The organism is Secundilactobacillus yichangensis (assembly GCF_016861565.1).
Lineage (GTDB): Bacteria > Bacillota > Bacilli > Lactobacillales > Lactobacillaceae > Secundilactobacillus > Secundilactobacillus yichangensis.
Window position 1 is genome coordinate 200,522 of the sequence record NZ_BOLK01000004.1, and the last position, 13,914, is coordinate 214,435.

General features: G+C 44.9%; 13 protein-coding genes, 1 other RNA gene and 1 other annotated feature. Of the genes, 7 read left to right on the top strand and 7 right to left on the bottom strand.

Annotation, left to right across the window (positions count from 1 at the left end; translation table 11 throughout):
- Window positions 1–12: 12 nt before the first annotated feature.
- Complete coding sequence (locus JUE95_RS05480) at window positions 13–585, top strand: DNA-3-methyladenine glycosylase I (protein ID WP_203649785.1); 573 nt, start codon at window positions 13–15, stop codon at window positions 583–585.
- A gap of 60 nt (window positions 586–645) precedes the next feature.
- On the opposite strand, the gene JUE95_RS05485 is transcribed toward JUE95_RS05480, so the two are convergent.
- The 5 genes from JUE95_RS05485 to JUE95_RS05505 all read right to left on the bottom strand — a co-directional run bounded on the left by JUE95_RS05485 (window position 646) and on the right by JUE95_RS05505 (window position 3,606).
- Window positions 646–1,131: a universal stress protein gene (locus tag JUE95_RS05485; protein ID WP_203649786.1), complete on the bottom strand. Its 486-nt coding sequence runs from the start codon at window positions 1,129–1,131 to the stop codon at window positions 646–648.
- A 78-nt stretch (window positions 1,132–1,209) separates the two neighbouring features.
- Entirely contained in the window at window positions 1,210–1,500 is a 291-nt protein-coding gene (locus tag JUE95_RS05490; RefSeq protein ID WP_203649788.1) for a hypothetical protein, read from the bottom strand.
- A 90-nt stretch (window positions 1,501–1,590) separates the two neighbouring features.
- Window positions 1,591–1,781: non-coding RNA, 6S RNA (gene ssrS / locus JUE95_RS05495), on the bottom strand.
- A gap of 54 nt (window positions 1,782–1,835) precedes the next feature.
- Window positions 1,836–3,113 (bottom strand): replication-associated recombination protein A, encoded by a 1,278-nt coding sequence (locus JUE95_RS05500; RefSeq protein WP_203649790.1) that lies wholly within the window; start codon window positions 3,111–3,113, stop codon window positions 1,836–1,838.
- 22 nt (window positions 3,114–3,135) lie between these two features.
- A complete protein-coding gene (locus tag JUE95_RS05505; protein WP_203649792.1) occupies window positions 3,136–3,606 on the bottom strand; it encodes a YueI family protein in 471 nt (156 codons plus the stop codon).
- Window positions 3,607–3,691: 85 nt separating this feature from the next.
- Between JUE95_RS05505 and JUE95_RS05510 the strand changes: the two genes are divergently transcribed.
- Window positions 3,692–4,288: a DUF1054 family protein gene (locus JUE95_RS05510; RefSeq protein ID WP_203649793.1), complete on the top strand. Its 597-nt coding sequence runs from the start codon at window positions 3,692–3,694 to the stop codon at window positions 4,286–4,288.
- Between the two features lie 65 nt (window positions 4,289–4,353).
- Here the strand turns inward: JUE95_RS05510 and rpsD are convergent, their stop codons facing one another.
- Complete coding sequence (gene rpsD, locus JUE95_RS05515; protein ID WP_098826499.1) at window positions 4,354–4,959, bottom strand: 30S ribosomal protein S4; 606 nt, start codon at window positions 4,957–4,959, stop codon at window positions 4,354–4,356.
- Window positions 4,960–5,153: 194 nt separating this feature from the next.
- The gene (gene msrC / locus JUE95_RS05520) at window positions 5,154–5,627 is read right to left on the bottom strand and encodes a free L-methionine (R)-S-oxide reductase MsrC (protein WP_203649795.1); all 474 of its coding nucleotides are present in this window, start codon (window positions 5,625–5,627) and stop codon (window positions 5,154–5,156) included.
- Between the two features lie 177 nt (window positions 5,628–5,804).
- Between msrC and ezrA the strand changes: the two genes are divergently transcribed.
- The 5 genes from ezrA (at window position 5,805) to JUE95_RS05545 (ending at window position 13,828) form a co-directional block, all read left to right on the top strand.
- The gene (ezrA, locus tag JUE95_RS05525; protein WP_203649797.1) at window positions 5,805–7,544 is read left to right on the top strand and encodes a septation ring formation regulator EzrA; all 1,740 of its coding nucleotides are present in this window, start codon (window positions 5,805–5,807) and stop codon (window positions 7,542–7,544) included.
- Between the two features lie 263 nt (window positions 7,545–7,807).
- Window positions 7,808–8,956, top strand: coding sequence for a cysteine desulfurase family protein (locus tag JUE95_RS05530; RefSeq protein WP_203649798.1), 1,149 nt, complete (start codon window positions 7,808–7,810; stop codon window positions 8,954–8,956).
- A 24-nt stretch (window positions 8,957–8,980) separates the two neighbouring features.
- Entirely contained in the window at window positions 8,981–10,198 is a 1,218-nt protein-coding gene (thiI, locus tag JUE95_RS05535) for a tRNA uracil 4-sulfurtransferase ThiI (protein WP_203649799.1), read from the top strand.
- A gap of 156 nt (window positions 10,199–10,354) precedes the next feature.
- Window positions 10,355–10,864 carry a thiol peroxidase gene (gene tpx / locus JUE95_RS05540; RefSeq protein WP_203649800.1) on the top strand — a complete coding sequence of 170 codons (510 nt, stop codon included), beginning with the start codon at window positions 10,355–10,357 and terminating at the stop codon, window positions 10,862–10,864.
- A gap of 23 nt (window positions 10,865–10,887) precedes the next feature.
- Window positions 10,888–11,104, top strand: a binding site (T-box leader).
- Between the two features lie 57 nt (window positions 11,105–11,161).
- Entirely contained in the window at window positions 11,162–13,828 is a 2,667-nt protein-coding gene (locus JUE95_RS05545) for a valine--tRNA ligase (RefSeq protein ID WP_203649801.1), read from the top strand.
- Window positions 13,829–13,914: the final 86 nt, after the last annotated feature.

The following is a 13,914-nucleotide window of genomic DNA, read 5'->3' on the forward strand; positions in this document are numbered from 1 at the left end:
GGAGCTGATAATATGACGACGAGATGTCCGTGGGCTGAGAAAAGTCCGCAATTATTGATCTACCATGATTTAGAGTGGGGTGTACCGGTTCGCGATGAGCGGCAGCTGTTTGAAAATCTATCTTTGGAGATATTTCAAGCAGGGTTAGCTTGGCATTTGATTTTGAAATACCGGGAAGCTTTAAGGGGAGCCTTTGAACAGTTTGAGCCGGATAAATTAGCTCAAATTACACCCGGTCAGCTACAGGCACTGCATCATGATAAGCGCATTATTCGTAATCAGCAGAAAATTGACGCTGTCATTGAGAACGCGAGGGTACTCAGCAGTCTGCATGAATTAGGCTGGACTTTAAGTGATGCCTTGTGGCAGCACGTTAACGGAACGCCGTTAGATCATCATCTAAAACCGGCCGAAACATTGGCGAGTGACTGGTTTGTAGCTGAATTAGCTCAGACCTTACGACAACTTGGGTTTAAACGAATTGGGCCGAAGACTTGTTATTCGCTGTTGCAGGCTTCCGGTATCGTTAATGATCATTTAGCGGATTGTTACCGCCACGATGAAATTGCTCAAACAGCATCGTAAAAACAAATCAAAAACGAGATCACTCAAAATCTTGAGTGACCTCGTTTTTAGTTATTAGAATTAATTTTCGGCTTTCTTTCTAGGTTGTTTAGCTGGCTTATTTTCCAAGTCTGTCCGCACAACCAGAACGTCACAAATCGCTGTACGAGTAACGTATTCAGTAACTGAACCAATCAATAACCGTTCTACGGCGTTTAAACCTGTAGCACCGATCATGATTAAATCAATACCTAACTTCTTAGGCATGTCACGAGCGATGATGGTCTTTGGTGCACCATATTCAATCGAGTAGTCAACGCTGCTAACGCCAGCATCTTTTGCTTGTTGAATGTACTTGTCCAAGGTCTTCTTGGCAGTATCGGTTACTTCTTCTACCATAGTAGTGTCGAAACTAGAAATATTTTGAAATGCCCGGGTATCCACAACGTGGACCAAGTGCAGGTCAGAATCGTTCCGCTTGGCAACGGCCACAGCTTTTTCGAATGCTAACTCGGCTTCGTAAGAACCATCAACTGGAACTAAGATGTGCTTATATTGTTGTAACATGATGACTCACCTCTCTCTACTTGTTACCTCTATTTTACGTTATTTTACGCCAAATAAAAAGAGAAATGTAAACCGTTTTCATTTAATTTTCGGAAAGAAGTGAACCAGCATTAATTGAATGGCTAAAATATCAAGCACACCAAGTAATAATGTCATGGAAATAAAGACGTCGTTTTGCATAACGGTAGCAACTGCGGCGATTATGCCAACAACGAATAATGACCAGCCTGAAAACTTAACGATGCCCGATAAATTCGGGTTTTCTTCGGGATGGAAAACCAAGAATGGCCGGTGAGTATGGGTAAGGAAAAACCACCCAAGAAAAAAGGTCAATAACACGTACAGAATCATTAAAATATTAATAACCACAAGGAAACCTCCAGGCTTTACGCCGCTTTTTGTCATAAAATAAAAAAGCTGGCTTACAAGGTGCAAGCCAGCCCCAAAGTGTTGCCACTTTGAAGATCTAATAGTGCCGTTAATTTGTCCGATAGGTTTTGGCCCGCTGATAAGCAGGTGGGACGGGTATATCTGCGTTCATGCTACCAAGTGTAAAAGGCCTGCAATCCGGAAGAGTTAACCCATGTCCCAATGTAACATTAGTTGTTCGGCAAACACGTATGTGGACAACGCGCACACCCTAGAACTTGTCTATATCTTAGCATATTTCAGCCAATATTGCCATTTTGATCTTCTTAGGTGCGTTAGCCTTTGGCGTGCTGTGCCTTTCGCAACCGTTCATACTGCTGTGCCAGCGCGGTTTCAAATTTACCGTTGGTTTTTGGCTCATAATATTGTGCATTTTTAATCTTATCAGGCAGATACTGCTGTTTAACCCAGTCGTTTTTAAAGCTGTGCGGGTATTTATAATCTACCCCGTGACCGAGGTCAGCAGCACCTTTATAGTGTGAATCTTTCAGGTGAGCAGGAATATCGCCGTAATGACCAGAGCTGATATCAGCCATCGCAGCGTCAATGGCCATGATACCCGAATTGGATTTGGGTGACAGACACAGCTCAATTACTGCATCGGCCAGTGGAATTCTGGCTTCAGGGAAGCCTAACCGTTGCGCTGCCGTTACGGCCTCAACGACCCGGGCAGCTGCCGGCGGGTTAGCCAGGCCAATGTCTTCATAAGCAATTACCGTCAGCCGTCGGGCAATGGTTGGCAAGTCGCCCGCCGTTACCAGCCGAGCTAAATAGTGTAATGCTGCATCAGTGTCACTGCCACGAATTGATTTTTGAAAGGCGGAAATGACATCGTAATGGGCATCGCCGTCCTTGTCATGGCTGAAGGCTTTCTTTTGCAGGCACTCTTCGATGATTGGCAAAGTGAGGTGAATGACACCATCTGTAGGATCAGTGGACTTAGCCGCTAATTCTAAGCCGTTCAAGGCACTTCTGAGGTCACCATTTGTGGCTGTGGCTAAAAGGTTCTCGGCTTCTGGTGCTAAATCAATTTGCTGATTACCCAAACCGTTTTCTTTATCAGTTAGGGCACGGTCAATTGCGGTTCGGATGTCGTCTGGCATCAGTGGCTTTACTTCGAAAATTTGCGTTCGGCTGCGAATAGCTGGATTAATACTGATGTAGGGATTCTCAGTGGTTGCCCCAATCAGTACGATCCGACCGTTTTCCAAGTGGGGCAGTAAAAAGTCCTGCTTGGCTTTATCCAGCCGGTGAATTTCGTCTAACAACAGGATTACCGTACCGCTCATCTTGGCTTCTTCAGCCACAATTTGGAGGTCCTTTTTTGAATCTGTAGCAGCGTTTAATTTTCGAAAGGCATATTTCGTTGAACCAGCTATGGCACTGGCAATACTAGTTTTACCGGTACCAGGTGGTCCGTAAAGAATCATTGACGACAGCATTTTAGCTTTGACCATTCGGGAGATAATTTTGCCCGGACCCACTAAGTGCTGCTGCCCGACCACGTCTTCGATCCGCTGTGGTCGCATGCGGTAAGCTAAAGGTTGTGGCATAGTTTGACTTCTTTCAAATAATTTAAAGACCGAGGTGTTTCTTCATTTTAGTCCAGAAGGTTGTTTGAGCTGATTGGGGCTTCGGTTGCTCATCTGCTGGTTGTTGGGCAGTCTTATCTTCAACTTTAATCGGATATTGATTAATTGCCGTTTTTGAAACCACGACTAATCCTGAATCGGTGGGGTTATTCCCGTAAAAATCATCTTGAACGATGGTGAATGCCCGTTGAAGCTGACCGGCGATTTGTAAATAGGGTTTCAGAGCGGTCATTCCAGTGTGACCGTTAAAAATCACCTGGTAATCTGGATGAGCATTCAATTCTGCTTGAAACGCTGACAGATATTCGGTCTTTTGAAGCTGTTGGATCGACATCAGCAGTGATACCCGTTCGCGAAACGTGCCCAGGTAGGTTCGCTGCTCATCAGGATGCAGCTTTGGCGGCCCGTACATGGCGTTATCCAAGTGAGACGTCATTTGATCTTTGTCAGGCATTGCGTAACACCAACTTTCATTAATAGTAAGACTATTGTAACATGTCTGTATGAACACAGACACCATGAAGAACGGGGGAGAGACTTTGTTTAATGATTCTGATTTTCAGGCTTTTGACGATCCAACGTTAGGGGGAAGAATGGCCGGTATTCGCAGCGAAATCGACCCAAAATTTGACGCCTTAGCACCGTTAGTGATTGAAACACTGGGTTTTCAAACGCCGATTTACGCCCACGTTGCTAAACATTTACGCCGGCACAAGAATCCGCCGATGAATACGTGGATCGCTTTTAGTACCAACAAGCGGGGTTATAAAATGAATCCGCATATTATGGTCGGTTTTTGGGACGACCGGCTGTTCGTTTGGCTGGCTAGCCTAGCTGAAGCTAAGGAGCGGGCACAAATGATTCAGCGATTATCGCGGCTATTACCGGAACTGGCTAAGCTTAATGATCACTATGATGTTAGTCCAAATCACATGGCGAAAACTTTTAGCCCAATTTCGGCTAGGAAATTAGACAAGCAACTAACGCGCTACCAACAGGTAAAACAAGCTGATTTTTTAGTCGGCCGTCAGTGGTTGCGTGGCGACGCAATCTTTGCTGATCCTACGCAGGTTGAACGGGAGGTTCTGGCAACTGTCACAGATCTGCGGCCGTTTTTTAACCAGTTAATTCAATAGAAAATCAAAAAAAAGCAATTTGCACATAACGTGCAAATTGCTTTTCTTTAGATAAACAACGCTTATTAACGGTTGTAGTATTCAACGATAAGAGATTCATCGAGGTCTGCATCCAATTCTTCACGTTGTGGTAAACGAACCAGTTTACCTTCAAGCTTGTCAGCATCGAACTCAACGTATTGAGGACGACCAACAACGGCTTCAACGGCATCCTTGATGATTTGCATATCCTTTGACTTTTCACGAACACTGATCACTTGACCAGGTTTAACTTCGTATGAAGGGATGTCAAGGCGCTTGCCATCAACGGTGATGTGACCATGGTTAACCAGTTGACGAGCTTGGCGACGAGTAGTAGCCAAACCTAAACGGTAAACCACGTTGTCTAAACGACGTTCGAGTAAGATCATGAAGTTAACACCATGCTTACCTTCGCGAATCTTACCTGCGCGAACGAATAAGTTGTGGAATTGACGTTCAGTCAAACCGTAGGTGAAACGCAGCTTTTGCTTTTCACGTAATTGGGTCCCATATTCGGAAAGCTTTGAACGACGGCCTTGGCCATGTTCGCCGGGTGCGAATGGACGACGTGCTAATTCTTTACCAGTACCTGAAAGTGAAACGCCAAGACGACGTGAAACGCGCCAGCTTGGTCCTGTATAACGTGACATAGATAGTTCCTCCAAAAATTTTAGTTGGAGTAAAATAATTTGACGTGAGTTTGATATTCGTGCAGATCCCTTTGCGGTTTTCGCCCTGTGCAGCCGCAGGTTACTTACCGAACCACCTTTTGGCAGTGATCTGTTGACGAGCTTACCGCTCACCGCTGCATTATTTTACACAATCGCCAGTATACAGCCAATTCCTACTGAATGTCAATATGTTTCAATAGGATAGCGGCGAATTGTTCCAGTTCTGTACGGTCATTTTCAGTGAAACGGCCAATCTTTGGAGAGTCCAGATCCATGACGCCAATCTTCACGCCGTCCTTGGTAAGTGGAACTACCACTTCACTATTGCTGGCCGAATCGCAAGCAATGTGACCGGGAAACTGATGAACGTCCTCTACTAACTGGGACCGCTGCGTTTTCAAAGCAGTCCCGCAGACACCAGCACCGTTTTTAATGTGCATGCAGGCTACATTGCCTTGGAAGGGGCCGAGCAGCAGTTCATCTTTCTTTGGCTGGTAGAGGTAAAAACCCGCCCAGTTTAGGTCAGCCATGCTTTGATTCAATAGGGCTGACGCGTTGGATAAGTTGGCAATCAAATTCGTTTCATTATATAGGAGCGCATCCAGCTGTTGATTCATCATTGAAACGGTGGTATTTGTTTCCGTCATTTTGATTACCCCTCACGTTTTAGTTTACGAATCTTGAAATTCGGGTGAAGCCTTTTCACAAGGTATGCTATAATTTAAACTGGTATAGATTTTAATGGGTATTTGATGAAAAATCAATCATAATCTATCTAAATATACATATAAAAGTGTATTTTGGTAACGAAGGATGGGGATTAGATGTTTAGGATACTAATAGGTGTCATTATCCTGGCAATTGTCATATACGCCGGTATATTAATCTACCAGCAGTATCTGATCAGACGGTTGAAGGGAATCGATCAAAAGCGAGAAGGACTGTCAATTGATAAATTGGGTGATTCAGTTGATCAAGTTCGTGCCATGAGTCTGACGGGGAAAACCCTGGAAGAAGTGGAACAGCTTACCACGGACTTTAGTGATCTGAAGGAACACCGGCTGCCGAGACTCAAGCAGCAAGTCAATGACGCTATTAATAGCGCTAAACAATACCGGGTACTGACGGCACAGCAGGAAGCTAAAAAAGCAGCTGCCTCGCTGGAAGTTGCTGAACAGGCAATCAAGCAAGTGCAAGATCACGTTGCGGAACTTAAGAAGATTGATGCCCAGCATAAGCAGGCAGTAAAAACGCTGGAGTCACGCTACCAATCGTTACGAAAAACGTTACTGGCGAAGAACTTTATGTATGGGGATGCCATTGACGGTCTTGAAACCCAGTTAGGGAAACTGGAAGATGATAACGATCATTTCCGTGAAGTCACCAGTAAAGGGGATCATGAAGAAGCAGCCAAATTACTGGGCCAGCTTCAAGTTGATACCGATCACCTAGACGAAATGTTAAAGGCAATTCCCCCGTTAGTTACTAATTTGGAGACCGAATTTCCAACCCAGATCAAAGAGTTGACTCAGGGTGAAAGTGAACTCACACAGGAAGGCTATCAATTCCCCATTGCTGATTTAAAGGATCAGATTGCTGCATTGCCCGCTGAAATCAGTAAGAGCAAAGAGATGCTGGCAAAACTGGACGTTGATGCGGTTAAGCAAGCAGACACTGCGTTATCCACTAAAATCGATCACTTTTATGATTTGATGCAAAAGGAAATAGTTGCTAAGACCAAGGTTACTAAGAACCTGGATTACCTGTCTAAGTTTATTAGCCATGCACAAAATCAAAACAGTGTTTTGATGAAGGAACTGGAACGATTAAGTCATAACTATACACTAGACCATCAAGAAGTAGAAACCACCCGGGAGTTCACCGAACAGCTTCGTAACATTGAGACGGCCTATCAAAAAGACGTGGAAAATATCCATAGTAATGAAGCTGTTTATACGGATGTCGAAGCGCGTCAAACACGACAGATCCATGATTTAACTCAAATCGAAAAGCAGCAGCAAGAAATAAACGATTCAGTTGCGGGATTAGCCAAGGAAGAAGAGCAGGCTAATCAGAATTTGCAGCAGTTTGAATTTAAGCTGCATAGTATTCGTCGGGAAGTCGAAAATCTGAATCTGCCTGGTGTAGCTAAGAGTTATCTAGATTATTATCAGGTCGTTAGCGATGAAATTGATAAGCTGACGGATGATATGAATCAAGTTCAGATTAATATGGAAGATATCACCAAACAACTGATTATGATTCAATCTGATTTAGACATTTTAACTGAAAAGACCAACGACCTTATCGACAGCGCGCAGTTAGCAGAACAGTTGATTCAATATGCTAATCGTTACCGCATGACCCACGAAGAAGTAGCAACAGCTAGTCAGGAAGCACAGCGGCTATTCGATGAAGAGTATGATTACCCCAAGAGTTTAGAGACTATCGCAACCGTATTGGATGAAGTTGAGCCGGGTTCATACAAGCGGTTAGAAGACCGTTATTATAAGAGTAAGCAGCCAGTTACTGATGAAGATGCTGGTGAGGTTTCGGAGAAGTAGGATTGTAATATTGGGAGTGCTGTGGGAATGCAGTGCTCCTTTTATATTGCTGAATTGGGCTTCAGCGGGCAGAGAGCTGCATGTAAGGGACTGACCACACAAATCCAAGCCCGGGATTTATGTAATCAGTCCCTTACACTTCGCTCTCTAAGCGCCCACTTCCGCACCTTTGACTTGCTTCCCCCCTCCATATCCTATATAATCAACCCCAGTCTATTTGATTGGAGTCGAACCAATCTAAAACGCAAAGAGGCAGAATATACATGATTTATTTTGATAATAGTGCAACAACGAAGGCTGATCCCGAAGTCGTTTCTACTTACGATAAAGTAAGCGAAAAGATTTGGGGTAACCCTTCTAGTTTACATCAGTTTGGTGAAGAAGCCTTCAACTTACTGGAACAGTCCCGCAAGCAGATTGCCGATTTACTTGGTGCATCTCAGAGCGAAATTCTGTTTACCAGTGGCGGTACCGAAGGCGATAACTGGGTTTTGAAGGGGACTGCTATTGAGAAACGGCAGTTTGGTAACCATTTGATTACCACTGCTGTTGAGCATCCTGCCATTCATAATTCAATGGAACAGCTTAAACAACTAGGTTTTGAAGTCACTTATTTACCAGTTGATGAACACGGTCGAATCTCCATTGACGATTTGAAAGCTGCCATTCGGCCAACCACGATTTTGGTTTCAATCATGGCCGTTAACAACGAAATCGGGACGATCCAACCGCTAAAAGAAGCCGCTGAAGTTTTGAAAGATTACCCAAAGATTCATTTTCACATTGATGCCGTTCAAGGTATTGGCAAGGGCATCCAAGATCTGATCATGAACGATCGGGTAGACTTTGTGACCTTTTCTGGGCACAAGTTCCACGCACCGCGGGGCATTGGTTTTATCTATGCCCGTCGCGGCCGTAAAATCGCACCGTTACTCACTGGTGGCGGTCAGGAACGTAATTTACGTAGCGGGACTGAAAACCTGCCGGCAATCGCTGCCATGGCAAAGGCGTTACGTCTGCTATTAACGGATGAAAAGCAGAAAGTGACTAAGGAAGCTGAAATCAAGCAGCGAATCTTTGACCACGTTAAGCAGTTTCCGTTAGTTACGACTTTTTCTGAAGACAACGATGGGTTTGCACCGCACATCTTATGTTTCGCAATTCAAGGTGTTCGTGGCGAGACCATTGTCCACGCCTTTGAAGAACAAGGAATTTATATCTCGACGACCAGTGCCTGCAGTTCTAAGAAGCACTTAGCTTCAAGCACTTTGACGGCGATGCACATTCCAGAAAGCCTCTCAACCAGTGCTATTCGGATCTCGTTGGATGACCATAACACGTTGGCAGAAGCTGATGAGTTCAATCAGGTCTTTGATAAGCTTTACGACAAATTCAAATTGTTATCAGCATAAGATTTAATCGAAAAGGAGGTCCACATGCAATATTCTGAAATTATGGTGCGTTACGGGGAACTTTCGACCAAGGGAAAGAATCGGAAAGATTTTATCCGTCAGCTTGGCCGGAACGTTCGTCATAGCCTTCATGAATTTGAAGGCTTAGATATTCGTGCGCAGTATGACCGCTTGCACGTTGCACTAAATGGCAACGATTCAGCACCGGTGATTGAACGCTTAAAGGGCGTCTTTGGCATCGAAAATTTTTCACCAGTGATCAAACTGGAAAAGGATTTTGAAGCCGTTAAAAAGACCGCTCTAGAGATGATTCAGGCTCAGTACAAACCGGGCATGACGTTTAAAATCAATACTCGACGTCAGGACCACCATTTTGAATACGACACTAACCAGATCAACGATAAGCTGGGTGGTCATATTTTACGTAACGTTCCAGGAATTAAAGTTAAGATGAAGAACCCTGATATTACGTTGCGGGTAGAAGTTCGCCTAAACGGGATTTTCCTTAGCAGCGAAACCATTCCTGGTGCCGGCGGGTTGCCCGTTGGTACTGGTGGTAAAGCAACGATGATGCTTTCTGGTGGCATTGATTCACCAGTAGCAGCTTACCTTGGTATGAAACGTGGCGTTAAGCTGGATATGGTGCACTTTTTCAGTCCGCCATATACCAGTGAACAGGCGCTGGCCAAGGCCAAGGAGTTGACTTCAAAGATTGCCGGATATGCTGGCAGCATTAACTTTATTCAAGTTCCGTTTACCAAGACTCAGGAAACGATTAAGGAAAAGGTGCCAGAAGGCTATTTGATGACCATTCAGCGGCGGATGATGCTGCGGATTGCTGCCGCCATTACGCAATCCCGTGGTGATAAGGGTGTCTTCACTGGTGAATCCCTTGGACAGGTGGCTTCGCAGACGCTTGAAAGCATGATGGCCATTAATGACGTGACCACTTTGCCGGTATTGCGGCCCTTAGTTTCAATGGATAAGACCGAGATCATTAAGATTGCCGAGAAAATCGACACTTACGAGCTGTCGATTTTACCATTTGAAGACTGCTGTACGATTTTCACGCCGCCGGCTCCTAAGACGCGGCCAGATTTAGAAAAGACCCGTAATTTTGAAAAGCTCATCGATGTCGACGGCTTAATGCAAGAAGCACTTGAAGGCATTAAAGTGACCGTGATTCATCCCGGTGAAAACTTTATGAACCAGCAAGAGGACGTTTTTGCGGAATTACTTTAACCTAAATTTAACACCGGAGCGTTCACTTTCTCTCAGATAACTTTGAGCGGGAATGAGCGCTCTTTTTGCGCCAAAACAGGTCTGATTACGCTTGCAATTTTCAGCCTCACGCTGTAAATTTAAGCTATAGTTGCACCCAAAAGGAGTGTTTAATTGATGAAGGTTAAATTTAACGGTGAAGCAGTTGAATTGGAAGGTAATCCACCTCAAGTTGGGGATCAATTACCGAAGTTTAAGTTGTTTAATCAAGATGGTGAGAAGGTTAAGATGGCGCAGCTGATTGGTAAGTCATTATTGCTTTCAATCGTGCCGGATCTGCAAACGCCCGTCTGCAGTACGCAAACGCACAAGTTTAATCAGCAGGCTGACCACTATCCGGATGCGACCTTTGTGACGATTTCAAATAATACGATTGCCCAGCAGAAAAACTGGTGCGGCGCAGAAGGGGTTATGAACCTGCAAGTGCTTTCTGATGAGGAGCTGTCATTCGGCTACGCCACCAACTTGTACTTACCAAACATGGGTGTTTTGACCCGTGCTATTTTGATTGCCGATGCTGATGGTAAGATTACTTATGAGGAAATTGTACCGGACGTTGCCCACGAACCTGATTACGTCGCAGCATTAAAAGCCTTAGAAAAATTAACATCTAGAGTTGACGAGTAGCCGAAAAATGGCTATCATATCGAGTATAAGCAATGAGCAAGAGAGTTGACCAACCGGTATTGCGCAGAGAGAAAGCCCTTGGCTGAAAGGCTTTTCGATTCGCTGATCGACAGTAGCTTGCGAGCTGTCAGACTGAACGCACAGTAGGTCTGACCGGAGTGACATCCGTTAACGATTGTTATTAAGAGGGGTTTAAAAGCCCAATTTAGGTGGTACCGCGAAAAGCACTTCGTCCTATTATTATAGGATGAAGTGCTTTTTCTTACATAGCAATCGAATAAGAAAGGAAGAGATCAAATGACAGATAAGTCAACAGAAATGCCACCCAAGTACGATCCGCAAGCCGTTGAGGCCGGTCGTTACGATGAGTGGCTGTCAGAAGGGCTGTTTAAGCCTAGCGGAGATAAAAAAGCCAAACCATATTCAATCGTTCTTCCCCCGCCAAATGTGACTGGTAAATTGCATTTAGGCCATGCCTGGGATACGACGTTACAAGATATGCTCATTCGTCAAAAACGGATGCAAGGGTACGATACCCTTTGGCTACCAGGAATGGACCATGCCGGAATTGCTACTCAAGCGAAGGTTGAAGCTAAACTTCGTGAACAAGGGATCAGCCGTTACGACTTAGGTCGGGAAAAATTTGTCGATAAAGTTTGGGAATGGAAAGACGAATTTGCCAGCACCATTAAGACGCAATGGGGCAAACTGGGCCTTTCGCTTGATTACTCCCGTGAGCGGTTCACCTTGGATAAAGGGCTGTCGGACGCCGTTAAAAAAGTGTTCGTGCAGCTTTACCGTAAGGGCTTGATCTACCGTGGTGAATACATTATTAACTGGGATCCTCAAGCACGGACTGCCTTGTCCGACATTGAGGTTATCCACAAGGATGATAAGGGTGCTTTTTACCACGTTAAGTATAAATTTGCCGATGGTAAAACCAAGTTAAACGGCAAGGACTACATCGAAATTGCCACTACCCGTCCTGAAACGATGATGGGTGATACTGCCATTGCCGTTAATGCTAGTGATGAGCGGTACAAGGACGTTGTGGGCAAGAAGGTTATTTTACCGCTTGCTAACCGTGAGATTCCAATCATTACCGACCAGCATGCTGATCCGGACTTTGGGACTGGGGCCGTTAAGATTACTCCTGCCCATGACCCGAATGACTTCCTGGTTGGGAACCGTCACAACTTGGAACGAATCAATACCATGAATGAAGACGCAACGATGAACGAAAAAGCCGGTAAGTACGAAGGTCTGGATCGTTTTGAAGCACGTAAAGCCATGGTTAAAGATTTGCAGGATCAAGGCTTGATGATTTCCATCGAACCAATCGTCCACTCCGTTGGTCACTCAGAACGGACCGGTGTTCAAGTTGAAGCCCGGTTATCAACCCAGTGGTTTGTTAAGATGAAACCATTAGCAGAACAGGCTTTAAAGAATCAAAAGGGTGACGATAAGGTTGATTTCGTCCCAGAACGGTTTGAAGGGACGTTTACTCACTGGATGGAAAACGTTCATGACTGGGTGATTTCCCGTCAGCTCTGGTGGGGTCACCAGATTCCAGCCTGGTACAACAAGAAGACTGGTGAAATCTACGTTGACGAGCAGCCACCAAAGGACATTGAAAATTGGGAACAAGATAAGGATGTTTTAGATACTTGGTTCTCTAGTGCGTTGTGGCCATTTTCAACCATGGGCTGGCCTGATACGGATGCCCCAGATTTCAAGCGCTACTTCCCAACCAATACCTTGGTAACCGGCTACGATATTATCTTCTTCTGGGTTTCACGGATGATTTTTCAATCACTTGAATTTACTGGCCGTCGACCTTTCAAACACGTGTTGCTTCATGGTTTGATTCGTGATGAACAGGGCCGCAAGATGAGTAAGTCATTAGGTAATGGGATCGATCCAATGGACGTTATTGACAAGTACGGTGCCGATGCACTGCGCTGGTTCTTATCTAACGGGTCAACACCTGGTCAAGATATTCGGTTTACTTACACTAAGATGGACGCTGCCTGGAACTTTATCAACAAGATCTGGAACGCCAGTCGTTACGTTATTATGAACCTGGGCGACATGAGTACGCCTAAACTGCCTGATGAAAGCGAATGGGACTTAGCTGACCGCTGGATTTTAAGCCGTTTGAATAAGACGGTGGCACAGGTAACGGAACAGTTCGACAAGTTTAACTTTGGTGAAGCTGGCCGAGCACTTTATGATTTCATCTGGAATGATTTTTGTGACTGGTACATTGAAATGAGCAAGGAAATCCTGACCGGTGACGATGAAAAAGCCAAAGCTAATACCCGTAACATTTTAGCTTACGTCTTGGATCAGACCCTGCGTCTGCTGCACCCAATCATGCCATTTGTTACCGAGAAGATTTGGCTGACAATGCCGCACGACGGCAAGTCACTGGTTACCGCTAAGTACCCAGTGGTTCACGACGAATTCGACAACGCCCAGGCTGAATCACAAATGGCTAACTTGATTGAATTGATCAAGGCCGTTCGGAACATTCGTGCCGAAGCCAACGCGCCAATGTCATCTGAAATTGACGTGCTGATCAAGACTGACAATCAGGAATTAGCTCACGTCTTTGAAACCAACCGTGATTACATCGACCGGTTCGTTCATCCAAAGGAATTGACAATCGGCGCTGACGTCAAGGCACCTAAACTTGCCATGACTGGAATTATCACTGACGCTGAAGTTTATGTTCCACTGGCTGAGTTGGTTGATTTGGACGAAGAAGCAGCTCGGCTGAATAAGGAAATCAAGAAGTTTGAAGCCGAAGTTGACCGGGCAAAGAAGAAGCTCAGCAATGAACGCTTCGTTGCCAACGCGCCTGACGATGTGGTTGAGGGCGAACGTCAAAAACAGGCTGATAATGAATCTAAACTAAAAGCAACTCAGGATCGTTTAGCTGCTTTGAAAGCTGAACAGTAGTTGTTACACATGTTATAATAAAATTCAGAATCAAAGGGGCGGGATCAATATTGATTCCGCTCCTTTTTAAATGAGAAGAGTGGAGA